This is a genomic window from Mucilaginibacter sp. AK015, assembly GCF_014200785.1.
Taxonomy (GTDB): Bacteria; Bacteroidota; Bacteroidia; order Sphingobacteriales; family Sphingobacteriaceae; genus Mucilaginibacter.
In genome coordinates this window covers 89,117-114,916 of record NZ_JACHCV010000005.1, presented here as the reverse complement: position 1 = coordinate 114,916, position 25,800 = coordinate 89,117, and the positions used below count along the sequence as shown (strand labels likewise).

Annotated in this window: 24 protein-coding genes; 4 read left to right on the top strand and 20 right to left on the bottom strand. The window is 43.7% G+C overall.

The window, feature by feature from the left end; genetic code table 11:
* Window positions 1–88 precede the first annotated feature (88 nt).
* From HDC91_RS17910 to HDC91_RS17900, 3 genes are all read right to left on the bottom strand, one after another.
* Window positions 89–1,708 (bottom strand): DUF6377 domain-containing protein, encoded by a 1,620-nt coding sequence (locus HDC91_RS17910; RefSeq protein WP_183554518.1) that lies wholly within the window; start codon window positions 1,706–1,708, stop codon window positions 89–91.
* A gap of 307 nt (window positions 1,709–2,015) precedes the next feature.
* Window positions 2,016–2,543, bottom strand: a complete 528-nt coding sequence (locus HDC91_RS17905; RefSeq protein WP_183554516.1) for an adenine phosphoribosyltransferase — start codon at window positions 2,541–2,543, stop codon at window positions 2,016–2,018.
* Window positions 2,540–3,373: a ComEA family DNA-binding protein gene (locus HDC91_RS17900; RefSeq protein ID WP_183554514.1), complete on the bottom strand. Its 834-nt coding sequence runs from the start codon at window positions 3,371–3,373 to the stop codon at window positions 2,540–2,542. The genes HDC91_RS17905 and HDC91_RS17900 overlap by 4 nt, the downstream gene beginning before the upstream one ends.
* 55 nt (window positions 3,374–3,428) lie before the next feature.
* Between HDC91_RS17900 and HDC91_RS17895 the strand changes: the two genes are divergently transcribed.
* Window positions 3,429–5,183, top strand: a complete 1,755-nt coding sequence (locus HDC91_RS17895; protein ID WP_183554513.1) for a lysophospholipid acyltransferase family protein — start codon at window positions 3,429–3,431, stop codon at window positions 5,181–5,183.
* Between the two features lie 339 nt (window positions 5,184–5,522).
* On the opposite strand, the gene HDC91_RS17890 is transcribed toward HDC91_RS17895, so the two are convergent.
* The 8 genes from HDC91_RS17890 to rpsT all read right to left on the bottom strand — a co-directional run bounded on the left by HDC91_RS17890 (window position 5,523) and on the right by rpsT (window position 13,270).
* Window positions 5,523–6,062, bottom strand: a complete 540-nt coding sequence (locus tag HDC91_RS17890; protein WP_255476789.1) for a DUF962 domain-containing protein — start codon at window positions 6,060–6,062, stop codon at window positions 5,523–5,525.
* Window positions 6,063–6,117: 55 nt separating this feature from the next.
* Window positions 6,118–7,683: a ribonuclease Y gene (gene rny, locus HDC91_RS17885; RefSeq protein ID WP_162433022.1), complete on the bottom strand. Its 1,566-nt coding sequence runs from the start codon at window positions 7,681–7,683 to the stop codon at window positions 6,118–6,120.
* Between the two features lie 297 nt (window positions 7,684–7,980).
* A complete protein-coding gene (locus HDC91_RS17880; RefSeq protein WP_134337669.1) occupies window positions 7,981–8,274 on the bottom strand; it encodes a cell division protein ZapA in 294 nt (97 codons plus the stop codon).
* Window positions 8,275–8,295: 21 nt separating this feature from the next.
* The gene (locus HDC91_RS17875) at window positions 8,296–8,586 is read right to left on the bottom strand and encodes a hypothetical protein (protein WP_067052893.1); all 291 of its coding nucleotides are present in this window, start codon (window positions 8,584–8,586) and stop codon (window positions 8,296–8,298) included.
* Window positions 8,587–8,679: 93 nt separating this feature from the next.
* The gene (pheT, locus tag HDC91_RS17870; RefSeq protein WP_183554511.1) at window positions 8,680–11,079 is read right to left on the bottom strand and encodes a phenylalanine--tRNA ligase subunit beta; all 2,400 of its coding nucleotides are present in this window, start codon (window positions 11,077–11,079) and stop codon (window positions 8,680–8,682) included.
* A gap of 623 nt (window positions 11,080–11,702) precedes the next feature.
* The gene (locus tag HDC91_RS17865; protein WP_183554509.1) at window positions 11,703–11,942 is read right to left on the bottom strand and encodes a hypothetical protein; all 240 of its coding nucleotides are present in this window, start codon (window positions 11,940–11,942) and stop codon (window positions 11,703–11,705) included.
* 148 nt (window positions 11,943–12,090) lie between these two features.
* Complete coding sequence (gene radC, locus HDC91_RS17860; protein WP_183554507.1) at window positions 12,091–12,789, bottom strand: DNA repair protein RadC; 699 nt, start codon at window positions 12,787–12,789, stop codon at window positions 12,091–12,093.
* 226 nt (window positions 12,790–13,015) lie between these two features.
* Complete coding sequence (gene rpsT / locus HDC91_RS17855) at window positions 13,016–13,270, bottom strand: 30S ribosomal protein S20 (protein ID WP_162433026.1); 255 nt, start codon at window positions 13,268–13,270, stop codon at window positions 13,016–13,018.
* Window positions 13,271–13,713: 443 nt separating this feature from the next.
* On the opposite strand from rpsT, the gene HDC91_RS17850 reads away from it, so the two are divergent.
* Window positions 13,714–14,679 carry a zinc dependent phospholipase C family protein gene (locus tag HDC91_RS17850; protein ID WP_183554505.1) on the top strand — a complete coding sequence of 322 codons (966 nt, stop codon included), beginning with the start codon at window positions 13,714–13,716 and terminating at the stop codon, window positions 14,677–14,679.
* 39 nt (window positions 14,680–14,718) lie between these two features.
* A complete protein-coding gene (locus HDC91_RS17845) occupies window positions 14,719–15,138 on the top strand; it encodes a hypothetical protein (protein ID WP_221262264.1) in 420 nt (139 codons plus the stop codon).
* 61 nt (window positions 15,139–15,199) lie between these two features.
* Here HDC91_RS17845 and HDC91_RS17840 read toward each other — a convergent pair whose 3' ends face one another.
* From HDC91_RS17840 to HDC91_RS17800, 9 genes are all read right to left on the bottom strand, one after another.
* Complete coding sequence (locus HDC91_RS17840; RefSeq protein WP_183554501.1) at window positions 15,200–15,859, bottom strand: DedA family protein; 660 nt, start codon at window positions 15,857–15,859, stop codon at window positions 15,200–15,202.
* A gap of 48 nt (window positions 15,860–15,907) precedes the next feature.
* On the bottom strand, window positions 15,908–16,657 hold the full coding sequence (locus HDC91_RS17835; protein WP_183554499.1) for a DUF4397 domain-containing protein: 750 nt from the start codon (window positions 16,655–16,657) through the stop codon (window positions 15,908–15,910).
* A gap of 2 nt (window positions 16,658–16,659) precedes the next feature.
* Complete coding sequence (locus HDC91_RS17830) at window positions 16,660–17,328, bottom strand: DUF4397 domain-containing protein (RefSeq protein WP_183554497.1); 669 nt, start codon at window positions 17,326–17,328, stop codon at window positions 16,660–16,662.
* A 168-nt stretch (window positions 17,329–17,496) separates the two neighbouring features.
* On the bottom strand, window positions 17,497–18,621 hold the full coding sequence (dnaN, locus tag HDC91_RS17825) for a DNA polymerase III subunit beta (RefSeq protein WP_162433032.1): 1,125 nt from the start codon (window positions 18,619–18,621) through the stop codon (window positions 17,497–17,499).
* A gap of 37 nt (window positions 18,622–18,658) precedes the next feature.
* Window positions 18,659–21,061 (bottom strand): gliding motility-associated ABC transporter substrate-binding protein GldG, encoded by a 2,403-nt coding sequence (gene gldG / locus HDC91_RS17820; protein WP_183554495.1) that lies wholly within the window; start codon window positions 21,059–21,061, stop codon window positions 18,659–18,661.
* Between the two features lie 28 nt (window positions 21,062–21,089).
* On the bottom strand, window positions 21,090–21,590 hold the full coding sequence (locus tag HDC91_RS17815; protein ID WP_183554494.1) for an outer membrane beta-barrel protein: 501 nt from the start codon (window positions 21,588–21,590) through the stop codon (window positions 21,090–21,092).
* A 136-nt stretch (window positions 21,591–21,726) separates the two neighbouring features.
* Window positions 21,727–22,212 carry a hypothetical protein gene (locus HDC91_RS17810; RefSeq protein WP_183554492.1) on the bottom strand — a complete coding sequence of 162 codons (486 nt, stop codon included), beginning with the start codon at window positions 22,210–22,212 and terminating at the stop codon, window positions 21,727–21,729.
* 374 nt (window positions 22,213–22,586) lie between these two features.
* Window positions 22,587–23,087, bottom strand: a complete 501-nt coding sequence (locus HDC91_RS17805) for a hypothetical protein (protein WP_162433036.1) — start codon at window positions 23,085–23,087, stop codon at window positions 22,587–22,589.
* 206 nt (window positions 23,088–23,293) lie between these two features.
* Window positions 23,294–24,013 (bottom strand): ATP-binding cassette domain-containing protein, encoded by a 720-nt coding sequence (locus HDC91_RS17800; protein WP_183554491.1) that lies wholly within the window; start codon window positions 24,011–24,013, stop codon window positions 23,294–23,296.
* 139 nt (window positions 24,014–24,152) lie between these two features.
* On the opposite strand from HDC91_RS17800, the gene HDC91_RS17795 reads away from it, so the two are divergent.
* The gene (locus HDC91_RS17795; protein WP_183554489.1) at window positions 24,153–25,631 is read left to right on the top strand and encodes a glycine--tRNA ligase; all 1,479 of its coding nucleotides are present in this window, start codon (window positions 24,153–24,155) and stop codon (window positions 25,629–25,631) included.
* Window positions 25,632–25,800 lie beyond the last annotated feature (169 nt).

Sequence of the window (25,800 nt, the reverse complement as noted above, 5' to 3'; positions counted from 1 at the left end):
ATATTGACACTTTTACGGGCAAAAAATGTTAAAAAAGTATGCTATATAGTTTTTAAAGTATCTAAAATGATACAGAAACATGTTTTCATTATCCAATGGTATCAACAGCTTTTATGTCCATAATACGCTGTTCAAATTGTTCAGGATTTTTGGACTTTGCTTTGATACGCATCTTGTATACATAAATGGTGTTTACAGAATATTCAAGGATCTTGGCAATGGTTTCGTTATCATTTATACCCATGCGAATTAGGGCGAATATGCGCAGATCGGTGTTTAGTACCTCGTGCTCATGCGGCCATATCTGGTCTTTTTCTTCAAACTGAGAATTAAATACCGAGATAAAATTCGGAAATATCTTAAGAAAAATATGGTCAAAGCTGTAGTACAACGCCTCGCGTTCTTTCTTAATATTTATACCGTTGATTATCAGCCGGATATCGTCATACTTTTTTATAGATAACTTGGTATCAACCGACATTTTAAGTTTCTCTAATTTTAATATATAGCCGGATATGATCTTGAAAAATTGACCTATATATTCTTCCTTAATATGGGCGTCTTCAACCAGTTTATAATTAATATCTTTTAACTGTACATTCTGGTCTTCAATAATGCGTTCCTTGTGTTTAAGTTTCCCCAGTTGCTTATATATCATTACCGAAAACAAAATAACTAACGATGCAAGGGCCGTAATAGCCAGCAAATACATCAGGATGGTTTGTTTTTCCTTTTCAGAGTGGTTTAATTCTTCGGCCGCAACCAAAGGTAAAATGGCACCAATCTGTATTTTACGCTGCCTTGCACCATAAAAATCTGCATCAGCCTTAGCCAGTTGTATAAAAGCATAAGCATCTTTTATATTACCTGATTTATATAATTGCTCGGCAAGGGTGAAAAGCGCTACAGTCTCTTTCGTCGACGATTTGATATCAGCAATGGCCGATTGTGCAAGCAACGCTACCCCCTCCTGCCTGCGGTCGCTGTTCAGGTAAATCTGCCCCAAAGAGCAGGTTATCATCGCCCGCAGGTGCATGGATACAGGTGCATCGGGCGCTGTAAGTTTGCTAAGCTCCTGCGACCCGTTTATATTATCATTCTCGGCAACGTGTTTTAACCCTGTATAGTATATACGGTTTACCGAGCCGGGTTTGCTTAGCTTTATAGCCGAATCGATATAAGCATAGCCTTTTTTGATATAATCGGGGGCAAAATATTTATCGCTGTTATATTTCGCAAGATCACTATTGCAGCGATACATAATAAAATAATATTCCACCTTCATCGAATCATTAAGCACTTTCGGATCCACCGCACGCATACTATCGAAGGTTTCCTTGAACATCCCGGATGAAAGTAAAATAAACCCAAGCTTTATCTGGCTGTAATACGCGCGCGACATATCGTTCATAGCTACGCTGATATCCTTGAGCTTATTTACATACACGTACGCCGAATCGTATTGGTATGATTTATATTCATCATATAACTGCAGGCAAATATCATACTGCTTAGCATAATTGAGTCTGGAGGTGGTGCGTTGTAATTTTTTTAAACGAAGTATGCGCGCCTGCTTGGCGTTATCGTATATGTTTTTGCGACTTATTTCGGTTTTTAACGCTGTAAGAATGGTGTCTGTACCGGCGCCAATAGTAACAACAGGATAGGCCAGTGACAGGGTAAATAGAACCTTCAGAAAAAACCGCATACTTGTTTACAAAAAAAGGGATTTAACTTAAACGCTATAAAACAAGCCATAAATGCAGCCGCTTATCAAGTTGATTAGTAGTAACGCTGGTTATAATTTGCTTGGTTTTATAGATCAACTGGTAAATCTACCTGAACGTAATATTACTAATTATCTGCCAAATTTGTTACAAAACACACATTTTTATAAAACCTCTAATAAAAAAGCCCGCAGCGTATAAATAAGATGCGGGCAGCTGTATTTAACAGAAAAATCTCTTAAATCTGATAGCTAAAACATACCGGAATGGCTAGATAAAAAGCGGGGATCAGTAATTGGCTAATACAGTAATATTGTCGCTAATGGGCGCTATTTTTTGCAGGCCGTTCAAAAAGCTTAATCCAACTATAAAACTAAAGCCCGCAACAGTGCCGCCCATCTCTTGTATTAACTCGCTGGCAGCTGTTACCGTACCGCCCGTAGCCAGCAGGTCGTCATGTATCAGTATCCGGTCGCCAGGGTTAAAGGCGTCGGTGTGGATCTCTATAGCGGCCGTGCCATACTCCAGATCGTAAACTTTCTGGTTAACGGTATGTGGCAGCTTCCCCGCTTTGCGCACCGGTATAAACGGCAGCCCCAACCTGTTTGCAAGAGCCAGGCCGAACAAAAAACCCCGGCTCTCTACCCCCGCTACGGCATCAATATGCATACCCCGCAGTTTTTCAACAAAGGCATCATTAATTTTTTCGCAAAGCGCCGGATCTTTTAATATCGGGGTAATATCCTTAAATATGATGCCCGGCTTCGGGAAATCGTGAATATCGCGTATAGCTGTTTTAATTTGCTGCTCTATCATTTATAAATTAAATAAGGTTCAATTTTACGCAAAATTCCTTCATCAATAATGGCAATATTCTTAAGATCATTGAGAGATGTATAATTGCCGTGTTGATTGCGATATTCTATAATAGCATTTACCTGCTTATAATTCAGATAGGGCAACAGGTGCAGTTTATCAAAGCTGACGGTATTAATATTAAGCTTGCGAATATTACCTGCATCAACTCTAACCTGCCCTACTATCTCTTTATACTTCAACTCGTCTATCCCATAAACTTCCTTTAGTTGTTCTTTTGCAACAAATCCCCCCAACCTTTCGCGGTAGTATATGATACGCTTTGCAAATGCAGGGCCAACCCCCTCAACGGATGTTAAACGGGCTGAATCGGCACTATTTAATTCTACAAGTGCTTTAGCTGCGACTTTCTCTTCCGGGATAACAACATAAGGCGCTAAGCGCTCATAATCGCTTGTTGTAAGGCCGTATATTTTTTTCAGGTCATCCACCTTCCGAAATCGGCCGCCATTTTTTATATAGTTTTTAATGGTTTCCGCTTGTTTCATTGTAATCCCGAGTTTTTGCCAATCAGCCGAGGCGGCGGTATTGGGGTTGAACTTAAAAAGCGGGGTTCGGGACGTTTTAAGGCTGTTTGAAGACTTCCGGCCGGCATTATCAAGCGCCGCTATATCGCTTTTAAATTCTGTAACGTTTATTGTAGTATCTTTGCTAAAGCATTGATAAACGTACGGTGCCGCAAGCGCCGACGCTATCAATAACAGCAGCACAACCATGCCATTCCATTCTTTTTTAGTAAGGGAGATGTGATTTTTAAACTGCGCTTTCATTAACGGCCATTGAGTTGTTAAATTAATAATTTTCGACAGATCTATTGCTTTTAGCATGAAAATAATAACCACCGAAGAGTTTGCAAAGGCTACCAAACTGGATAAACTTAAAATGCCCGGCCTGGCAGCTCTATTGATGGAGCTCATGAAAATAAACCAGGTGAATGACCTGTTTGCACAAGCCCAACCCAAAAAAGGCCCCGAGTTTATCGACGCTATTTTAAAAGGCTGTGGCATTGAAATTGATTTTGACGAAAATGAGTTAAAGCATATACCTAAAAATGGCGCTTTTATAGCCATTGCCAACCACCCCTATGGCGGAATAGAAGGACTGGTACTGCTTAAAATATTAACCATGGTTAGGCCCGACGCTAAACTGATGGCCAATTTTCTGCTAAAGAAGATACCTAACCTGAGCGATTACTTTATTGCCGTAAACCCTTTTGAGAACGTTGAGCATTCATCAAGCATCAGCGGGCTAAAAAATACGCTGGAACTGCTGGCAAAGGGTACACCTATCGGTATCTTCCCGGCAGGCGAGGTATCTACCTTTAAAATAGAAAAACAAGAAGTTACCGACAGGCTGTGGCACCCGGTAGTGGGCAAGATAATAGCCAAGGCAAAAGTGCCCGTGGTACCTATATACTTTCATGGCAATAACGGCCTACTTTTTAACCTCCTCAGCCTGATACATCCCACCCTGCGCACCGCCAAGCTGCCATCAGAGTTGTTTAACAAGCAGGGCCACACCATTAAACTGCGCATTGGTAAGCCGATAAAAGTTGAGGATATACCTGATAATGCAAACAGCGCTAAAATACTGAACTTTTTGCGCGCCAAAACTTACGCACTGGGTGCCGGTTTAGACGAGGAAAAAAGGCTGTTTAACCCACGTAACCTTTTTAAGATAAAAAAACAGCCCCAAGCCATTGTGCCCGAAACACCATCGGCGAGGTTGGAGCAGGAAGTAGAACCACTTCGAGAGAATTATAAGATCTGGACCGAGAAAAACTACGAAGTTTTCATCGCCCCTACCGCGCAAATACCCTGTATCATCCGCGAGATAGGCCGCCTGCGCGAGATCACCTTCCGTGAGGTTGGAGAAGGCACCAATAAAGCTACCGACCTTGACGAATACGATATTTACTACCACCACCTGTTTATTTGGGATACCGAGGCTAAAGTAATAGTAGGCGCTTACCGCATTGGCCTGGGCGATGAGATATTTTATGGCGTTGGAAAAAAGGGATTTTACATTAACGAATTATTTAAGCTAAAAGAGCAGTTCACTCCTATACTGAAAAAAAGCCTTGAGTTGGGCCGGTCGTGGATACGTAAGGAATATCAGACCAAACCCCTGCCCCTGTTTTTGCTATGGAAGGGCATCTTGAAGTTTGTGATAGATAATCCGCGCTATCGTTACCTGATAGGTCCGGTGAGCATCAGCAATTCATTTTCACAGTTCAGTAAGTCGCTTATTGTAGATTACATTAACCGCAACCATTTTGATCACGAAATGGCACAATATGTAAAACCCCGTAAAAAGTTTAAGGTTAACCTGGAGAACATTGATACTGACCTGCTCTTATCGGGCGGCGACTCGTTCAAAGGCCTTGATAACCTGATATCAGAAATAGAAACGCATAACATGAAGGTGCCTGTGCTGCTGCGCCAATACCTTGCCCTTAATGCTCATATCATCAGTTTCAATATCGACCCCAAATTCGCCGATTGCCTGGATGGCTTCCTGGTTTTAGACCTGCAAAAAGTACCGCAGGATATATTGGAGAAATTGGGGAAGAACCTTTAACCTGGATTAAACAGATTTTGTCATTAAAGGATTTGATTGCATTTAACACTCTTTGTCATCCCGGGCTAAAGCGAAGGATCTACTTAGCGAACATTGCTTGTTGGAAATGCACAGCGGCAATTAGATGCTTCACATGCGTTTAGCATGACCGTTGGTTTTTTGTCCGTCCGGTTGCGGGTGCGGACGTTATGGACAAATCGGACATACATCATTGCCATCTGCTTTAGCTGACGGATAACCGGCTTTAGCCGAATAGCAAATATTTGGCTGAAGCAGGGCCTTTCTACCATCTACGCCGTCAGCTAAAGCAGACGGCAATGAAATGGTTAGTTTAGAGATCTAATACCTCAACCCAAACTTCTTTGTCAAACTGTACAACACCCATAACGGGGTTACAGCCAGCAATTTGGTATCATCGTTAAAAGATTCTTCTTTGCCCTCAATTTTACCGCCGATGAACTGCCCTGTTAAGCCAATTATTAATGCCAATACGCTGATCATGGCTAACGGGGTGCCGCCGGCTTTTTCGTATAGTTCCAGCTGCATTACGCCATAGCTGAGGCCAAATAGCAAAAATAAGGCGAAGTATGATAAGAGCGGTGACAGCTTCAAATAGAAATATATGGCAAAGGCGATCACAAACGATGCCCAGTTAAAGTAGCCATTATATTTGCCCAAAAAGCCAATATGCGGAAACGGCAAAGCCCATGCCATACCGAGTATGCCCAGCATCATCACAGGGACAAATAAATAATGAAGCAACCGGTTAGTAGCGTTTTGGTGACTGGCGTCTAAACGGTCGAAATAAATTTCGATCTTGCGCTTATCTCCCGGCATTTTTGTCGCCGTGGTTTTGATATTTGAATGTTGTTTCCCCATCAGAAATAAAAAAGCCCTCTCCTATTGAGAGAGGGCCTGTATAAGTTCTAATAAATTACTTAGCAAACGCTACCGAACGGGTTTCCCTGATAACGGTAACTTTTATCTGCCCCGGATAGGTCATTTCTGTTTGTATACGGTTTGATATATCTGCCGCCAATATCTCAGATTGCGCATCCGATATCTTTTCGCTTTCTACCACAACCCGCAATTCGCGGCCGGCCTGTATAGCAAACGTTTTTTCGACGCCAGGATATGATAAAGCAAGCTCCTCAAGCTCTTTTAACCGTTTTATGTAACTTTCTACCACCTCACGGCGTGCGCCCGGCCTTGCGCCTGAAATAGCGTCGCAAACCTGTATTATTGGCGACAGCATCGATGTCATTTCTACTTCGTCGTGGTGGGCGCCAATGGCATTACATACTTCGGGGTGTTCTTTATATTTTTCGGCAAGCTGCATGCCCAAAATAGCGTGCGGCAATTCGGGGTTATCATCAGGCACTTTACCAATATCGTGCAGTAGGCCCGCGCGTTTGGCCAGTTTCACGTTCAAACCCAACTCTGCGGCCATAGTAGCGCAGAAGTTAGCCACCTCGCGCGAGTGCTGCAACAGGTTTTGCCCGTATGAAGAGCGGTAACGCATACGCCCAACCATCCTGATCAATTCAGGATGCAAACCGGTTATGCCCAGGTCAATTACGGTACGCTCGCCTATCTCAACAATTTCTTCTTCTATCTGCTTTTTGGTTTTGGCAACCACTTCTTCAATGCGCGCCGGGTGAATACGTCCGTCCGTCACCAGGCGGTGCATAGCCAAACGGGCAATCTCGCGCCTAACTGGGTCAAAGCCCGACAGGATGATCGCTTCCGGGGTGTCATCCACAATAATTTCGATACCGGTTGCTGCTTCCAACGCGCGGATATTACGCCCCTCGCGGCCAATGATACGGCCTTTTATCTCATCATTCTCGATATTGAAGATAGATACGGTGTTTTCAATAGCACTTTCGGTAGCGGTTCGCTGTATGGTCTGAATAACAATTTTCTTCGCTTCTTTAGTTGCCGTTAGTTTGGCCTCGTCAACTATATCTTTTATTTGCGCCATAGCTTTACTGCGGGCTTCTTCGCGCAGGTTATCCACTAATTGGTTTTTGGCGTCCTCGGCGCTCAGGCCTGCAATGGTTTCAAGCTGTGCAACGTGCTGGTTCTTCAAATGCTCAACTTCGTCCTGCTTTTTTACCAATATATCGGTTTGGGCTTCCAGTTTTTTACGGGCGTTATCCAGCTCAATCTCCTTGCGGTTCATGTTCTCCAGCTTCTGGTTAAGCGATTGCTCCTTTTGCTTGATGCCGTTCTCGCGCTGGTTCAGCACATTGTTTTTTGCGTTTACGTCCTGTTCGTGCTCGGCCTTCATTTGTAAGAACTTTTCTTTTGCTTCCAAAAGGCGGTTCTTTTTTAATATTTCGGCGTTATTCTCTGCATCCTTAAGTATCTTTTTTACTTTGTTCTGAGCGCCTATTTCCTGGTCTTTAAAAAGCTTGCGTAGCAGGAAACGCCCTATGACGATCCCGGTAGGGACACCCATAAGGAGCCCAATAATAATGTATAATATATTGTTCATTGGTTATTTAGGTTATATAAATAAAAAAACCGCAACTAAACTTCTAAGTGTTCATGTATCGTAAAAACTTCTTGTCGGATGGAGTGGATCACGGGTTCCCGTTAAATACACGATCAACGCATGCCTCTTGTAATCCGAAGATATTGAAGCGTTAAGTTTTTAATAGTGAAAACTTAAAATTTAACTGCGGTTAAATCTTAATAGCTCTGGCTGGCTAAAAGCTTAAAGACTAAAGCTAAAAGCTTTTCAGGGCTTTTTTGCTTTGTGCTGTTTGCTTTCAGCTCATTTTAAAGAACGTTATTGTTTCGAAAAAAAATCGTTCAGCAAATGATCTAACTGGTAAACCTTCTCGGCTACTTCGGTATCTTCCGTAGTAACCTTTTTATCCGCCTTTAATGATGATGTTGCATAATGCAGCACACACATCGAAAGCAAATCCTGTTTATCCCTAACCGCGTAATTTTCCTGGTACTCTTTTATACGGTCGTTGATCAGTTTAGCTGCCCTTCTTATAATTTCCTCTTCTTCCATGTTTACCTTTAAGGGGTAAACCCGGTCGGCAATGTTTATTTTTATTGAGATTTCTCCCATTTGAGCTTTTCACTTTCTGTATTACTTTTTTAGCAATACAATACACTTATCTATTTCCTGCACAAAGTCGTTAATTTTTTGCTTAATGTCAACACTTTTTTCATTTGTTTCTGAAAACGACTTAGCAAGTTTCAATACACGAAGCTTTTCTTCCAGGTCTTTTGTTTTGTTTGTACTGGCTTTTAAAGCCACGTTCAATGCTTCGCTTTCCAGTTTCAGCAGATCATTTTCTTCCTGCAATGCAGCACAAAGCTCAATTAACCTTTCGGTTTTTTCTACAACTTTATTTAATTGTTCTGCAACTGAGGCCATTTGTTTAGTTAGTGATTTATTGAATTAGCGATTTAGCGAATTAATGATGGTGAATTAAGAGATCACTAATTCACTAATTCAGTCTCTCGCTAATTATTTGCGAATCTCTGCTCCTGCTTCTTTGCCTAAATTATAAATTAATTTCTGCATCAGGGTATCAATCGCCTTATCGGTTAAAGTTTTTTCGGTGTCCTGCAGGGTAAAGCTCAGCGCGTACGACTTTTTACCTGCGGGCAGTTTATCGCCCTGGTAAACATCAAACACGTTTACTTCTTTCAAAAGCTTTTTGTCCGTTCGTCCGGCTATCTGCTTTAGCTGCCCGAAAGTTACGGCTTTATCTACCAGCATGCTCAGGTCCCTGCGCACTGCGGGGAATTTAGATACCTCCTGGTAAACTATCTTGTTCTTGCGCACCGCAGCAAGCACCAGGTCGAAGTTAAAGTCGGCATAAAAAACCTCTTTATCCACATCAACCTTTTTTAACGCGTTGGCGCCTACCGCACCAAACTTAACCAGTGGCTTGCCATTTAGCATGTATTGCAGGCCAAAAGCCAGTTTGCTGCAGGTAGCATCTTCTACCACAAAATCGGTTATTTTAAGGCGTTGTAATATGCCATCGACAATAGCCTTGATATTGTAAAAAGTTACCGGCTTTTGCTTTTGGTTCCATTGCTCGGCGGTATTGGCACCGGTAATAAATACGCTGAAGCGCTGTGTTTCGATAAACTTATCATCTTTTGTGGCGTATACTTTACCAAATTCGTACAGTTTCAGGTCGGCGCTGCGGCGGTTCTGGTTGTAGGCAATAGCTTCTAAACCCGAGTATAACAAGGTTTGGCGCATGGCGTCCAGGTCGCTGCTCAGCGGGTTCACTATTTTAACAGCCGTATCGGGGTTATCCGAGTAGCTGAGTTTGGTAAGCGAGTTGGCCAGCATCTCGTTAAAGCCGTTCGCGCTAAGCAGGTCGGCAATTACGTTTTGCACGGTATCCTTTTCAGGCCGTACCGAGTTGTTCAGTGACGCCCTGATCTGTGTAGGTATCTCGATGTTATTATAACCATAGATGCGCAGTATCTCCTCTACCACATCCACATCGCGTGTTACATCCACACGGTACGGGGGAACTTTGAGGGATAAGCCTTCGGCGGTTTCGCTCACAATCTGTATATCCAGGGCAGTAAGGATGCTTTTAATGGTATCGTTGCCAATGGCCTTTCCTATCAGTCTATTTATGGTGTTATAGGTGATATCAACGGCAAAGGGCGCTACGGGTGCAGGGTAATGGTCAAAAATGTCCGACGTTACCTCACCACCCGCAACCTGCTGTATCATTAAAGCCGCGCGCTTTAGGGCGAATACGGTCATATCCGGGTCGGTGCCGCGCTCAAAACGAAACGAAGCATCTGTTTTTAACCCAAACCTTTTGGCCGTTTTACGTACCGATACAGCGTTGAAATAAGCGCTCTCCAGGAAGATGCTGGTAGTATTTTCATTCACGCCTGATTTTGCGCCGCCAAATACACCGGCAATACACATCGGTTCTTCAGCATTGCATATCATCAGATCGTCGACCGTTAGCTTGCGTTCAACATCATCCAGGGTTGTAAATAGAGTGCCCTCGGCTACGTTCTTCACAATAACGGTGTTTCCGGTAATAGCCGCGGCATCAAAGGCATGTAAAGGCTGGCCCAACTCGTGCAGTACATAGTTGGTAACATCAACCACGTTGTTAATGCTGCGCACACCTATTACCGCTAAACGTTCTTTTAACCACGCAGGCGAATCGCCAACCTTTATACCCGAAATATTTAAGCCCGAATATCTTGGCGCAGCCGCCTCATTCTCAATTATAACCTGTGTAGGGCTGTCTTTTTTAACGATCGTAAACCCACTTACATCAGGCTTTTTAACTTCCAGTTTCAAAAAAGCCGCTATATCCCTTGCCGTACCCAGGTGTGATGCCGCATCAGCACGGTTAGGAGTAAGGCCTATCTCGTACATGTAATCGTCGTTCAGCTTAAAATAGTCTTTAGCAGGTGTACCTACGGCAGTAGCAGCATCAAGCACCATAATACCGTCATGGTCGGTACCGAGGCCTATCTCGTCTTCGGCGCAGATCATCCCTTCGGATGCCTCCCCGCGTATCTTTGATCTCTTGATAACAAAAGGTTCGCCGCTTGTTGGGTATAAGGTTGTGCCAACGGTAGCTACAACCACCTTTTGGCCTGCCGCAACGTTATTGGCGCCGCAAACAATTTGCAGGTCTTCGCCGGTGCCAACATCCACCTTAGTAATGTGCAGATGGTCGGAGTTCGGGTGATCGATGCATTCTTTTACATAGCCGATAACCAGGCCTTCCAAACCGCCGGGTATGGCCTGTACCTTCTCAAGGCTTTCAACCTCTAAGCCGGTACCTGTAAGTATGGCAGATATTTCCTGAGGGGTTTTCTCTGTATCAATAAATTCTTTAAGCCAGTTGTACGATATCTTCATTATAGCAGCAAAGATATGATTTGAGGGCGAAAGGTTAAAGGCTAAAGGCGAAAGGTTTTACCCTGATGTTTTTGCGCTTATCAGGTTTTGTCCGTCCGTTTACTTAAGCGGAACACAGCGGACGATACCGGACAAGAACAGCCTTTTTGTCCGCAGTGTTCTGCAATGTCCGCATCTCTTTGCGGACGGACAGACACATCAGCAGGTTTATTTGTATATTTATAAATAAAGTATTGATTATCAAATATTTATCCGTACATTTGTATAAATCACCACAATCTTCTAAGGACCACTCCACACAGCCATCTGATCTTATATATCTATATATAAGTATTAGTAAGGGTAGAGTATTATATAAAAACTGGGGTTTTCATATTTATCAGTTTAAAATTTTAGCAATGGGATGCATGAGGTATAAACGCAATCGAAACTTTGATGATAAGCTAAATAAACCGTGCTACAATGCGTTTATAGCAAAATAAGGATGATGATATTAAATTTTAACTGCTGTCCGTCCGTTTACCGATACGGACATTGCGGAACACTGCGGACAACCTGCAAACATTTGTCCGTACCGTCCGGATACTTCCGTAATCCGGAACGGACGGACAAACATCGTTTACTTATTCATCATCACCGGTACTGTTGTCATCATCATCCAGATTAAGGGTATATGATGGCTCTGCAGCGTCGTAAGCCTGGTTGGCCTGGTCGGTTTCGTCGGTTTCGCCGATATCGTTATTGGTTTCATCAAAGCCGTTGCTGTGGATATCCTGCTGGCTCATCTGCTCCTCATTCTCGGTTTGGCTTAACTGGTCGTCTTGTTGTAGTTGATCGTCCTGATCGTTGGGTTGCTCTATCATGATGATTTACGATTTTAGAATTACGATTTTAGATATTGTAATTAGAACAGCTTATACCACCGGTTGTTTGGAATTTTTCGCAAAGCTGGTTTTAATAGGACAAAAGCGCCTCACGCCTATTTAACAGTACAAAATCTAAAATCCGAAATCACAACAGTCCTTCGTCGCCAAAGCTAAAGTAGCCGCTATCGGTAATGATGAGATGGTCCAGCACGTTAATATCCAGCATGCGGCCTGCATCGGCTATCTTTTTCGTTAGCACAAGATCTTCGCGGCTTGGCTTTAAATTACCCGAGGGATGGTTATGCACCATAATAATAGCGCTGGCCTGGTGCTGCAATGCCATATGGAAGATGATCTTCGGGTCGGCAACGGTGCCACTAAGCCCGCCCTTGCTCACCAGTTCTTTAGCCAGTACTTTGCTTGAACGGCCTATCAGCATTATCCAAAACTCCTCGTGGTTCAAATCCATCAAATGGCGGCGCATAATATTGTACCCATCGCGGCTGCTTTTTACTTCATCAAGCACCTTTATTTCGGTATCGCCCCTGCGGCGGCCAATCTCCAGCGCGGCTATGATAGATATAGCCTTGGCCTCGCCTACTCCTTTAAACCTGCACAGTTCGCTTATGCCTGCTTTGCCGAGCTTATTCAGGTCGTTATCATAATGATGCAGGATGCGCTTACTTAACTCGACAGCGCTTTCGTCACGGCTTCCGCTGCCTATCAATATGGCTATCAGTTCGGCATCGGTAAGGGCGCGCCTTCCCTGCCCGCTCAACTTTTCGCGCGGGCGGTCTTCCTCAGCCCATGATTTGATGCTTATTTTATTGGGGTAGTCTTCCACGTGGTTTAGGGATTATCTGCACCTAAAAATAGAAAAATATTTTTACTCACCCCCAACCCCTCTCTCCTTCGGAAAGAGGGGAGTTTTTCTTTTACTTTTTCACCCTATTTGCGCAACAGAAAGACTTGCGCGCGAAGTGCCGCGGGGTGAGTAACTCTCTCGTACACCCAACAAAAAAGGGATAATACTTTCGTACTATCCCTTTTTAATATTATTAATTAAGCTATTAGCTTAAAGCGTTTACAAATTTTGTAAGCTTTGATTTATTGTTCGAAGCTTTGTTTTTGTGAATAACGTTCTTTTTAGCCAAACGATCTAACATCGAGATCACTTTTGACAATAAAGGTGTGGCATCAGCTTTGGTGGTAGTACCTCTCAGTTTTTTGATCGCGTTTCTGGTGGTTTTTGCCTGGTACCTGTTACGCAGACGCTTCGCAGCGTTTGCCCTGATTCTTTTTATGGATGATTTATGATTTGCCATCGTATAGCTTTGTTATTCTTTTTCTTTTATTTTGAGGTTGCAAATATAGGCACACAAATTTAAATATGCAAGGCTATTTATGTTATTTTTAAATTGTGGATAAATAGGTTGTTGGTTCATTGCTCCTCGGTTCATTAGGCTATTAGTATCTGTCCGTTTTGTCCTGTTAGTCCGGGCAGTTTAGCGGACGGACGGAATTAATAATATGGCCGGCATTATCGTTAGCTCTTATAGCGTTGCCTTCGGCCCGGGTTATCCGCTCATACTGCACAGGCCTTAGGCGCCATGCCGGTATCCGCTTCTACCCCTAACGCACAGGAAAGGCCAAACCTTGATTGAGCAGACCTCATCAATGTTCAGGGTTTCCTTCACGGCAGCAAACCTGAAAAAAGCAAGCAAACATTTCTTTTACCCTGTCACAAAAATCGCCATATTTACTGTGCATGAAGCGTGCCCTTATAACCAGCATCTCCGGCATAGCCATAATTATCTTTTGCTCGTCGTGGGGTTTCTTCGCGCATTACCGCATTAACCGGCTGGCGGTTTTTACATTACCTAAGGATATGGCAGGTTTTTACAAGGCGAATATCGGCTTTATAACAGAACATGCCGTTAGTGCCGATAAAAAGCGCTATGTAGACAGCACCGAAGCCCCTCACCATTTTTTTGACGCCGACCACTACGGTAAGCAGCCGTTCAGGGATGTGCCGCAGCATTGGATAGACGCGGCGGCCAAATACTCGAGCGATACGCTTAACAAGTACGGCACCGTTCCATGGGCTATAGCATCAAATTACTACTGGCTGGTAAAGGCGTTTAAGGCGCACGATACCACCTCAATCCTCATCACATCATCAAACCTGGCGCATTATATATCCGACGCGCATACACCGCTGCATTTAACGGAAAACTACGATGGGCAGCTCACCGGTCAGGCTGGCATCCACGCCTTATGGGAAAGCCGCCTGCCCGAGTTATTCAGCAATGCATACAACTACAATGTGGGTAAAGCCCGGTATATAGCAAACCCGCTGGCCGAGGCCTTTAAAATATGCCGCGGCTCATTTAAATGTGCCGATACCGTACTAAGGGCAGAACGCTTGTTGAATAAATCGTTCCTGGCCGCACAAAAATATGCCTTGGAGCAGCGTGGCGATCGCAAAATAAAAGTATATTCAGTAGCTTATTGTAAGGCTTACCACAAGCGCCTCAGGGGCATGGTGCAAAGGCAAATGCGGGCGTCTATATTAAGCGTAGGCAGTTTTTGGTTTTCGGCATGGGTTGATGCCGGGCAACCCGACCTCGACAAGCTGATAGCGAAACCGTTGACAAAGTATGAAAGGCAGCAGATCGACAAAGAACAGGCTTTGTATAAAGCGGGGAAAGTGTTAGTTTTAGGTAAGCCATAATTTCTCATGAAATCATTCGTTTACTTTATTCTGATTACTGTGATTACAAGCAGTTATGGCGAAAAATGTACCGCACAACAGGCGGGTGTTGACGGCAACAAAAAGGTGAAGTTATCGATCATTAATAAGGTTAAATCGTTACGGGAAACCAAACTTTTTTTTAAGGACGCAAGTGCCGCAAAACCGTTGATAATAACGGATGATGAACCTAACCCAACGTTTAATAATTACTGGGGAGTGCAGGTGGGGATAAGCAACATGGATATGTTTAGGACCAGCTTCCACTTCTACGTCGATCCAAAAAAATTAAACGTATACTATCTTGATACTTTCACCGATTCAGGGCTTCAACTTTTAACATTACCACAATGGCGGCAATGGCGTAAAAAAGCTGCGTGGAAAAATCTGCATTACTATAAATACAGTGGAGATAAATTGATATTTTTAGATAAAAAATAAGATACTCAGAGAAAAATCAGCCAAATCGATAACCATTATCAAAACGGCATAAAGCTTGGTTTTATCGTATTGGCTGCCCCTTTTTACTCATCTTACTTTTGATGATGGCGAATAATGGCGGAATAATGGATACCAGTATAATGATAATAGCCACCAGCGAAAAATTCTTCTCGATGAAAGGCACCTTACCAAACCAAAACCCGCAAAACAAAAAGATAAGGATCCAACTTATACCACCAACAATATTATAGAGGCTGTAACGGCTAAATGGCATACGCCCCACCCCGGCCACAAAGGGCGCCACGGTGCGTATAATAGGCACAAACCGGCTGAATATTACAGCTTTGCCGCCGTGCTTATCAAAAAAGGCCTTGGTTTGCAGGTAATAACTCAATTTCAGTATCTTATTCTCTTCTTTAAAAACCCTGGCCCCTAAAAACTTACCCAACATATAATTTACCGTATTACCGGTAACAGCCGCTATTATCAGAATAACTGTTAGTAAATAAATATCAAGGCCCGATTTGCCCCCGGCAATTAAGGCGCCGGCAGCAAACAGCAGCGAATCGCCCGGCAGGAAGGGTGTAACCACAAAACCGGTTTCAGCGAAAATGATAACGAAGAGTATAAGATATGTCCAGCTTTGGTATTCACTGGTTATTTGTACCAGGTGCTTATCAATGTGTAAAATAAAGTCGATGATACTGTGTATTATTTCCAAGGCTTTAAAATTTTAACAAAAGTATAAAGATAAAACAGATACCCAACCTTAATATTTTGTACCGGGGGGCAACGTGTTTAATATAACATTGGTGCCATAGGTTGCGGTATCAGCCCTGTTAGAAAGGCCATAAAAATACATAGTATATAATTTGCCATCGGCAATGGTAAAATTCGGCCGACCCGCCAAAACGGTTTTTGGGTCGCGGGTAGCGCTCACATTAAGGTTATAACTACCTGCCGTTAACTCTATAAAACCGGTTTGGCCTTTATAGGTAACATTTTTAAAGGCAATGGTATCGTTAGCTGTTAAATTTAAAGCGGGGCTATTGGGCGATGCATTAACAAATCTTATTTTACCACGGCCATTGCCAGGCGTGCTGCCGGTATCGATAGTTAAAATGGATGTTAGCGAACTATCAGACAGCAAGCCGGTAACAAACCAGGTATATGGTAAATTTGGTTTTAAAGAACCTCCTAAACTCAGCAAATTTGTAGGGCTTACACCGTTCACCGTTTGAGCCGTCCTTATTTGCAGGGGCGTATCAATACTGTTAATCAAAAAATAATCTGAAGCGTTGGGGTAGCTATAAGCCGCCGTGCTTTGCTTTATATAAAAGGCATACAGGTTAAAAGGTTGTATATCGGGGCTTAAGTTCACAATTTTCAATCGTGCATTTAACCCGCTGCTGGCACTTACCCCGGTTTTGCCGCACGATGCAAGCATAGGTATAACCATACCTAATGTTATAAATAAACACAGGCCCAATAATATGCCGCTTTTATTTTTATTAGCCATAGCTACTTATTTATGATTAAACCCGTACCTGACGATGCGCTGCCTGCGGTGCTTAGTGCCCCTTTTGTAAAAAGGGTATAAGCCCGGCGGCTTTGCAAAGTGCGCTGCTCATCGCTCAATAGTTCGGTTGTACCCGCTTTGTAAATACGTATGCGCTTTACGCCCGGGTTAACTTCTAAAAATACACTGGCGGATTTAAATGTCCGCGCTTTAAAATTCACAGTATCGCCAACAAAAACGTCTACACCACCCAGGTTGGGAGATGTATGTACAAAACGTATGGTGGTTACGGTATCTGGCAGTGTGTACAAACTATCAGTGATAGTAAATGTATTTTCCAATGTGCCGTCGGTAATATATAATGAATATATGCTGCCCGAATCCAGCGGTAACCGCAGATCGAACAGCGCCACAGGCGATCCCATTTTTTTTGCCTGGTAGTTTTGCTCGCCAAGCGGCGTAGAGATATACCCTGTTGAGCCCTGCGGATATGATGAGGCCAGTGTATTAAGCCTGCTTCCGTTCACATAAAAATTAAGTGTATCGGTGGATGCGTTAATGAAATTTATAAGCGTAGTAGGTTTAGTTATAGGGGCATCATCTCCTTTTTTACAGGATTGCACCCCTAAAAAAGCCATAAAAGCTATAAAAATAAGTCTGTTTACTTTCATTATTAACAAGCAGATGCTATATAACTCAATTATAACGGTTTTTGTTATAAGGCGCACAAAAAAGTCCGGCTTATGCCAGACTGTTTTGAGTTGATTTGTGGCTGGTTGATTGATGGTGTTAGTATCCGGGCGGCAACCACTCACGATTCATTCCCCACTACTTACCAGTTACGCGTAGCTATTCAGCATTACCGGCATTACCAGCATTAATACATCTTCATTTTCGTCGCCGCCTTGTGGCAGCAGTAAGCCTGCGCGGTTAGGGGTCGACATCTCTAACGACACCTCCTCGCAGTTCAAATTTTTGAGCATCTCTATCAGGAAGCGGGCATTAAAGCCTATTTCCATATCGTCTCCTTCGTACTGGCAACTTAGGCGTTCGTGTGCCTCATTGGCGAAATCAATATCTTCTGAGGAAATATTCAACTCGCTGCCGCTTATTTTTAACCTCACCTGGTGAGTGGTTTTATTAGCGTATATAGCCACGCGATTTAATGAGCCTAAGAATGCCAAACGGTCGATAGAAAGTTTATTTGGGTTTTCCTTCGGGATAACTGCTTCATAATCGGGGTAACGCTCATCAATAAGGCGGCATACTAAATTGATATTGCCAAACTTAAAGAAGGCGCTTGTGCTGTTATATTCAACAGATACGTTCACATCATCTGCCGGCAAGGCTGATTTTAGCAGTGTTAACGCCTTTTTTGGCAATATAAATGATGTGGTGCTGTCGGCCTTTGCATCTTTACGGCGGTAACGTACCAGCTTGTGGGCATCAGTAGCTACAAAGGTAAGGTGCTGGCTGCTTAGCTGGCAAAATACGCCCGTCATGGCAGGGCGCAGCTCGTCGTTACTAACAGCAAATATGGTTTTATTAATGGCCTCGCCCAATACAGAAGCGGGCAAGTTTACTGACGATGCGTTCTCAACAACCGGTATCTTCGGAAAATCTTCGCCATTTTCGCCGCTAAGCTTGTACTTACCGTCGCCGGCGCTTATTTCAATAGCAAAGGTGCTGTCGTCTACAGAGAAAGCAACAGGTTGCTCCGGTAACGATTTAAGGGTATCCAGCAATATACGCGATGGTATAGCTATACGGCCATTCTCTTTGGCTTCAACTGCCAGCGATGTGGTCATGCTGGTTTGCAAATCGGTGGCAGAAATCGTTAAGTTCCCGTCTTTGATCTCAAACAAAAAGTTTTCCAGTATGGGCAATACGGTGCTGTTGCTTAAAGCACCACTTACAGACTGTAATTGCTTGAGTAGTGTTGATGTGGAAACAATAAATCTCATGATGTTTAATAACGTTTATGTACCAAAAGTATAAAATTTAATGAGCATACTTTCGCTTGCGTATATAATGTTGAAAAATAGCAAATATTAACACTATACCAAGGGGCGCAATATTATTTACCAGTTGCCAAAACAGCTTCTCCTGCCGTATACGGGCACGGTTGAGCAGGCGTATTTGTATCTCTTTACTGCGTAATGCTATCAGGCCCGAATCATCTGTCATGTAATCGGCCATATTCAAAAGCAGGTTTTTGTTGCCGTAGGTTTGCCGAGTGTAGCGGTCATAACCAAGTGGGTACGGCGAACCATCCGCGCCAATCTGGTTGCGCAATATATCGCCATCGCTCAGCACGATCATTTTTGTAGCCTTACTTTGTTGTAACGGCGATATTTTATCAGTCAGGCCTTCGGGTATGGGGCGGTTCCTAAAATCCGACTTAAAGCTCCCTTCCAGCAAAACGCCTGTAATTTTCGGCGCGCTCTGAAACTCCGCGGGTTTGGGTTCGTCCTGCAGCGACTGCAGCGATAGCATATGCGGGGCGCTTATTTTTTTATTATATGGCGACGAAGTAAGCAGGATGGTTTTCTCTACGTTCTTAACATCAAGCAGATCGATAGTGCTGGCAAACTGGCTGGTGATCCCGTCAAGGTTTTTAACGATAGGATGCTTGGCAAATGGCAGGTAAACGGGGTTAAACAACCATTGCAGCAATTGTATCTGCGGCTGCCCGCCCACATTGCCTGTATTTACCGGGATAGCCGAACAGTTCATGTCGGCAATCAGGTCGTAATTAATACGTACGCCATAACCAAAAAGCTGGTCGTCTAAATTTAGCTGCTTGTTAAAGGCAAGTTGCTCGCCGCCATGCCCCCGCAGGCTATCCAGTTCGGCGCTTACCTGGTCTATCGCCCAAAGTACCCGGCCCCCATGCATAATATACTGGTCAAGCTTATATTTTTCAAGTTCGGTAAAGGCCTTATCAGGCTTGGGTATCACCAGCAGGCTTATTTTGGCAAGGCTATCAAATGGTATGCTGGTTAAATTAACACGGCCAACCAAATAACCGTCGGCTAACGAGCGCATGGCATCATTAAGCTCTACGTCAGTAAGTTCGTTATGCCCTTCGGTAAAGCCTATGCGCTGCTTGCCACCGCTGGTTATTTTTTTTATGGCCGATGTAAAGCCGTACTCTAAATTTTGGATAGAGTTGTTCAGCACCTCATCGGGCGCCAAATTCATGTTGCTCTGCGATTGCAGTAGCTTAACCGGGATGTTTTTATCGCCGTACGACACCAAAGCAAAAGGGAAGATCACCTTTTGCGAAACGCCATCATCAGTTTTTACGCTCAGGTTTTGTGCCTCGATGCCCTTTGCCTGTAAATCGTCATAAGCCTGCTTCTGCTGATCGTTAGACAGGCCTTTCAGCGGATCGGTAAAATCAAACCGGAGTTTGCCATGGCTATATGCCTGCAGATCGGCCAGCATGTCTCTAACAGATGTTTGCAGCCGTTTCATCCCGCCGGGGAAATCGTTTCCCTGCAGGTATACGGTAACGTTAACCGCTTGCGGCAGGCTGTCCATTACCGCACGACTGACAGGCGAAATAGTAAAACGTTTCTCCTTAGTGAAATCGAACCGGGTAAATAACTTTCCCGATAAGATGCTCAGCGAGAACATGATACCCAACGCGCTCAGGAACAACGTATTAACAAATCTTTTACCTGCCTGCCTGTTCAGTACAAAAAGTGTAAGCCAGATAAATAATGTGGCTAAAAGGATAAAATATACCAGGTCGCGTGTATCCAGCACGCCGCGGCTAATAGATTGATAGTGCTGTGTGATACCCAAACTTTGCAGGCCCAGGTTTTGAAGTGATAAAATGGTGCTCAGCGAATCGAATCCGCTATAACAAAAGAAACACAAAAAAACAGCTATGGTAAACGCTATAACCTGGTTTTTGCTTACCGACGATGCAAATAATCCTATGGCCGCGAAAGATGAACCCAACAAAAACAGGCCGATATACGAGCCGATAACCGCCCCTGTATCGATATTTCCCTGCGGCGTACCCAATGTGTAAACGCTAAAATAATACACCAGCGTAGGTGCAAGCGCAAAAAGCACAATAACTACCCCCGCAAAATATTTCCCCAACACTATTTGTACATCAGTGAGCGGGCGGGTCAATAGCAATTCAAAGGTGCCCTCTTTACGCTCCTCGGCCAGTAAACGCATGGTAATGGCAGGCACCAGGAACATAAAAAGGTAGGGGGCAGTGCTAAACAAGCTGTCCAATCCGGCATAACCATAAGCCAGGATACTGGTATCGGGAAACACCCATAAAAACAACCCCAAAACAAGCAGGAAAACGCCGATGGTAATATAAGCCACCAGCGAGCTGAAGTAGGCAATTATTTCTTTTTTAAGGATGCTGTACACGTTGTTGTGAATATTTAAGGAGTGTGAATTACCATCCAAACCGGTACGCAACCCTGATAGCAGTTTGCCTTAAGCGGCCGCTTCCCCAGTTTTCGTACCTGAAGCCAAAATCAATGCCGCTATGTTCCCCTGTAGAGACTATAAAGCCCGGACCAACAGCAATAATGAAAAGGTTCTCTTTGGTGTAATTTGTTTGAAAAGCATTCCCGGCTTCGCCCTCAGCATAAAAACCCGGGCTAAAATAATATTTAACGCCTGCCTTCACAGGTATATAATTTACTGCCGGCTGTGTAGTTGAACTGCCGATTAAAGCGCTTTTATAGTGAAAACTTGTAAAGCCACCGGTAACGCTAAGGCTTAGCGCAGAAACCAACGGTACTTCGGCCTTACCCGAGCCGCCAAAGCCTATAGCAAACACGCTGTTTGCAGGTACGCCGAGCTCGAGGCCGGCACCAAATGCCCTTACAGGCGTTTGCGCGTAAGCGCTACAGGAAAATAAGATTAGTAATGTCGACAGTAGCTTTTTCATTTTTGATAAATAGATACCGGCCGAAAATACAATATTATTACGCCAAAATAAAGTGTTTACCGGTCCAAATCAGTATGAGCCATAAATTGAAAAAGCCCGAAATATTCCGGGCTTTTTCAATTTAATTGCTGTTTTTTTAGAAACCATACGCTATTCGTACACCAATTTGGCTGATTGTACCACTTTTTGACCAGGCCTCATATCTAACGCCGATGTCAAAACCGCCCTCGAGCGCGTAACCAATACCCGGAGAGTAGGCAAACGCTGTACCGCCACCGCTTTCGGTGTTAAATGCAGCACCAGCCTGCGCTTCGCCATAAAAGCCATCGCTAAAGAAATATTTGATACCGGCTTTTGCAGGAACAAACCCAACCGAACCGCCACCAAATGTATCTTTAACTTTAAAAGATGTATACCCACCAGATAAGGTGAACATAGTACCGGTAGCAATTGGCATCTCGTATTTTAACGAACCACCCAATGCCACACTGTAAACATCGCCGGTAGAACCAATAGGTAAACCGCCTTCAAAACCAATGCTGAATTTTGCTTTGTCTGACTGTGCCGATGCAGAGAATGCTGCGCATGCTACAACTACGAATAACAATAGTAATTTTTTCATAATTTAATTGTAAAAGGTTGATTAATAGCAACAAAAATAAACTATATTCCAAAAAAACAAAATTATCCGACAAAATTTACGCCGCCCCTTCCGATTGTTAATACCGGATTTCGCGTATGTTAATTCACTTAACTACAGGGTATATAAACGCCTTATTTCACCCCGGCAAAAGGGTAAGCTGACACCGGGCAGGGCCGCGTACAACAGCATCAAAATGTATGGTATATCCGACCTGCTTTAACACCATAAAAATCATCCCGGATCTTTTTCCGATGTCGGCTTTATGTCGTTCTATCACTGTTATATCAAAGTATATTAAACAAGAAAGACCCGCATTCTCGCGGGTCTTTCTTGTTTGTACAGGTGTTTCGATATTAGAATCTGTAACCAACACGCAGGCCTACCTGGCTTATGGTGCCACCTTTTGACCAGCCTTCATAACGAACGCCCGCCTCCAGGCCACCATCAAACGAGTAACCAATACCCGGCGAGTATGCAAATGCAGATCCACCATCTTTAACAGTGTTAATTGCAACACCTAACTGGCCTTCGCCAAAAAAGCCTTCGTTAAAATAATACTTTAAACCTGCTTTAAGGGGCACAAAACCAACTGATGATTTAGCACCAACTGCCTGGTAATCATCAGTTGAATGAAAACTATTGTAACCGGCAGAAAGAGTTAAGAAAGTACTGCTGGCTACAGAAAGTTCATATTTGATAGAACCACCTATAACAGAATTGTAAAGGTCATGGGTAGAACCAACCGGCAAACCAGCCTCTACACCAATGTTAAATTTACTGCCTTGATTTGCCTGGGCTAAACATGTAGCCGATGCACTTCCTACAAACAGGATTGCCAATAATAATTTTTTCATAGTCATTTTTTTAATAAAGTATAAATTTTGCATTTACTGCTATCGTCAATGATGACAAAAATGATGGCATATAGTTTTCAATTTCGTTAAAAAAAACTCAATATGGCTCCAAATTCGTATTTTTATTAACGAAAAGTTATTACAACATATTGCAAATCAACCTATTTATATAGAAAATGCAACTGGCGATAAAATGATTTTAAATTTCAATTGCCTGATAAATTATTGGTGAGACCAATAAAAATATTTTCGAGCGAATTGCCATTATTACTTTTCCGTAAGCCGGCGAGCGAATCATCAGCCACTATCTTGCCGCTGTTAACGATGATAACCCGCTGGCAAACCGCCTCAACCTCCTGCATAATATGGGTAGAAAGGATAATGGTTTTTGTTTTCCCCAGGTCGGTTATCAGTTGCCTTATGCCGATCAATTGGTTCGGGTCCAGGCCCGAGGTGGGTTCGTCCAGTATCAATACCTGCGGGTTGTGTAGTATTGCCTGTGCAAGGCCTACCCGCTGGCGGTAGCCTTTTGATAGCTGACTTATTTTTTTATGCTGCTCGGGGCCAAGTCCGGTTTGTTCAATAACTTCAGCAATACTCCGGGCAGGTTCGTGTATGCCATGTATACCCGCCATAAACGCCAGCGATTCCTTTACATACATATCGGTGTAAAGCGGGTTGCTCTCGGGCAGGTAGCCAATGTTGCGTTTTACATCCAGCGGTTGCCTGTTGATATCAAAACCGCAGACAGACGCGGTGCCTGACGTTTGCGGGATAAAGCAGGTGAGCATTTTCATAGTGGTACTTTTGCCCGCGCCGTTTGGCCCTAAAAAGCCGAGCACCCCGGTACCCGCATTGAATGAAATACCATCGACAGCTTTTTGCTGCCCGTAAACTTTTGTTAAAGCTTGCACCTGTATGCTCATGCGGTAAAGTTAGAGATTAAGTCGGAAAGTCCGAAAGACCGTAAGTCCGATAGATAGATAGTGGAAGCAAAATTTCAAATTTTTTCTTGCGACTTTCCGACTTTCGGACTTCCAAACGAAAAACTATCTTTGCCCTATTATGAGCAACCCAACCGACGAACTTTTTAAGAATGTAATATCGCATTGCAAGGAATATGGCTTTGTTTTTCAATCGAGCGAGATATATGATGGCCTTAGCGCCGTTTACGATTACGGCCAAAACGGGTCGGAGTTAAAAAACAACATCAAAACGTACTGGTGGAAAGCCATGGTTCAAATGCATGATAACATTGTTGGTATCGATTCGGCCATATTTATGCACCCAACCATCTGGAAAGCCAGCGGCCACGTTGACGGCTTCAGCGACCCGATGATAGATAATAAGGACAGTAAAAAACGCTATCGTGCCGATCAATTGCTGGAAGACCGCATTGCCAAACTTGACGAGGAAGGCAAAACCAGTGAGGCTGAGGAACTACAGATAGAGATGGATAACGCCCTAAAGGCCGAAGACCTGCCCCGCCTGCGCGAACTGATAATAGCCCAAAATATAAAATGCCCTATAAGCGGCACCGCCAACTGGACGGATGTACGCCAGTTTAACCTGATGTTCAGCACCCAGATGGGGGCGGTGGCCGATGATGCCGACGTAGTTTACCTGCGCCCAGAAACTGCGCAGGGGATATTTGTAAATTATCTTAACGTGCAAAAATCTGGCAGGATGAAAATACCGTTTGGTATTGCGCAAATTGGTAAAGCTTTCCGTAACGAGGTTATTGCCCGCCAGTTTATCATCCGCATGCGCGAGTTTGAACAAATGGAAATGCAGTTCTTCGTTAGACCCGGCACACAGCGCGAATGGTTTGATAAATGGAAGGCAAACCGTCTTAAATGGCACCTTGCCTTAGGAACCGCCCCCGAAAAGTACCGTTACCACGAACATACCAAACTGGCCCACTATGCCGATGCCGCTTACGATATTGAGTTTGAATTCCCGTTTGGCTTTAAAGAGGTTGAAGGCATACACAGCCGTACCGATTTTGACCTGAGCCAGCACGAAAAATTCTCACGTAAAAAAATGCAGTACTTTGACCCCGAACTGGGCGAAGACGGCAAACCTTATGGTAACTACATCCCTTATGTTATCGAAACCTCGATAGGGTTAGACAGGATGTTTTTACTAACCATGATAAACGCCTACGAAGAGGAAGATCTGAGCACACCTGAGAAACAGGACAGCCGCACCGTGTTGCGCCTGCACCCATGCCTTGCCCCGGTTAAGGCGGCAATATTCCCGCTAACCAAAAAAGACGGGCTGCCCGAAAAGGCCAGAGAGATAATGGATAAGCTAAAGCTTGACTTTAACCTGCAATACGAGGAAAAAGATGCTATTGGCAAACGCTACCGCCGCCAGGATGCCATCGGTACGCCTTTTTGCATCACTATAGACCATCAAACGCTTGAAGATAACACCGTAACCATTCGCCACCGCGATACCATGGCGCAGGAACGTGTACCTGCCGCTGATCTGGAAAAGATTATTGGCAGCATGGTGAGCTGGAAAAACCTATTGGGATAGGTAGTTCGGAAATACCAAATTCGAAGACGATACGCAACCAAAAGCGCCGGGATTAACCGGCGCTTTTGATTTTTAATTTTGCCGATATTATTTATACAGGTTATAAATTTGTTAGATAGGGTTAAATCTTTTAGTTAAGCGCAATAAACTTTATACCTTTAAACGATTA

Excerpts from the sequence above, each read along its gene's own strand:
- pheT (WP_183554511.1), bottom strand. The coding sequence starts at position 11,079 with ATGAAGATATCGTACAACTGGCTTAAAGAATTTATTGATACAGAGAAA.
- rny (WP_162433022.1), bottom strand. The coding sequence starts at position 7,683 with ATGAACAATATATTATACATTATTATTGGGCTCCTTATGGGTGTCCCT.
- HDC91_RS17900 (WP_183554514.1), bottom strand. The coding sequence starts at position 3,373 with ATGAAAGCGCAGTTTAAAAATCACATCTCCCTTACTAAAAAAGAATGG.
- HDC91_RS17815 (WP_183554494.1), bottom strand. The coding sequence starts at position 21,590 with ATGAAAAAGCTACTGTCGACATTACTAATCTTATTTTCCTGTAGCGCT.
- HDC91_RS17835 (WP_183554499.1), bottom strand. The coding sequence starts at position 16,657 with ATGGCTAATAAAAATAAAAGCGGCATATTATTGGGCCTGTGTTTATTT.
- HDC91_RS17865 (WP_183554509.1), bottom strand. The coding sequence starts at position 11,942 with ATGATAGAGCAACCCAACGATCAGGACGATCAACTACAACAAGACGAC.
- HDC91_RS17800 (WP_183554491.1), bottom strand. The coding sequence starts at position 24,013 with ATGAGCATACAGGTGCAAGCTTTAACAAAAGTTTACGGGCAGCAAAAA.
- HDC91_RS17805 (WP_162433036.1), bottom strand. The coding sequence starts at position 23,087 with ATGAAAAAATTATTATTGGCAATCCTGTTTGTAGGAAGTGCATCGGCT.
- HDC91_RS17875 (WP_067052893.1), bottom strand. The coding sequence starts at position 8,586 with ATGGCCTCAGTTGCAGAACAATTAAATAAAGTTGTAGAAAAAACCGAA.
- HDC91_RS17880 (WP_134337669.1), bottom strand. The coding sequence starts at position 8,274 with ATGGGAGAAATCTCAATAAAAATAAACATTGCCGACCGGGTTTACCCC.
- HDC91_RS17830 (WP_183554497.1), bottom strand. The coding sequence starts at position 17,328 with ATGAAAGTAAACAGACTTATTTTTATAGCTTTTATGGCTTTTTTAGGG.
- HDC91_RS17850 (WP_183554505.1), top strand. The coding sequence starts at position 13,714 with ATGAAGCGTGCCCTTATAACCAGCATCTCCGGCATAGCCATAATTATC.
- HDC91_RS17895 (WP_183554513.1), top strand. The coding sequence starts at position 3,429 with ATGAAAATAATAACCACCGAAGAGTTTGCAAAGGCTACCAAACTGGAT.
- HDC91_RS17890 (WP_255476789.1), bottom strand. The coding sequence starts at position 6,062 with ATGGGGAAACAACATTCAAATATCAAAACCACGGCGACAAAAATGCCG.
- dnaN (WP_162433032.1), bottom strand. The coding sequence starts at position 18,621 with ATGAGATTTATTGTTTCCACATCAACACTACTCAAGCAATTACAGTCT.
- HDC91_RS17910 (WP_183554518.1), bottom strand. The coding sequence starts at position 1,708 with ATGCGGTTTTTTCTGAAGGTTCTATTTACCCTGTCACTGGCCTATCCT.
- HDC91_RS17905 (WP_183554516.1), bottom strand. The coding sequence starts at position 2,543 with ATGATAGAGCAGCAAATTAAAACAGCTATACGCGATATTCACGATTTC.
- rpsT (WP_162433026.1), bottom strand. The coding sequence starts at position 13,270 with ATGGCAAATCATAAATCATCCATAAAAAGAATCAGGGCAAACGCTGCG.
- HDC91_RS17795 (WP_183554489.1), top strand. The coding sequence starts at position 24,153 with ATGAGCAACCCAACCGACGAACTTTTTAAGAATGTAATATCGCATTGC.
- HDC91_RS17810 (WP_183554492.1), bottom strand. The coding sequence starts at position 22,212 with ATGAAAAAATTACTATTGTTATTCGTAGTTGTAGCATGCGCAGCATTC.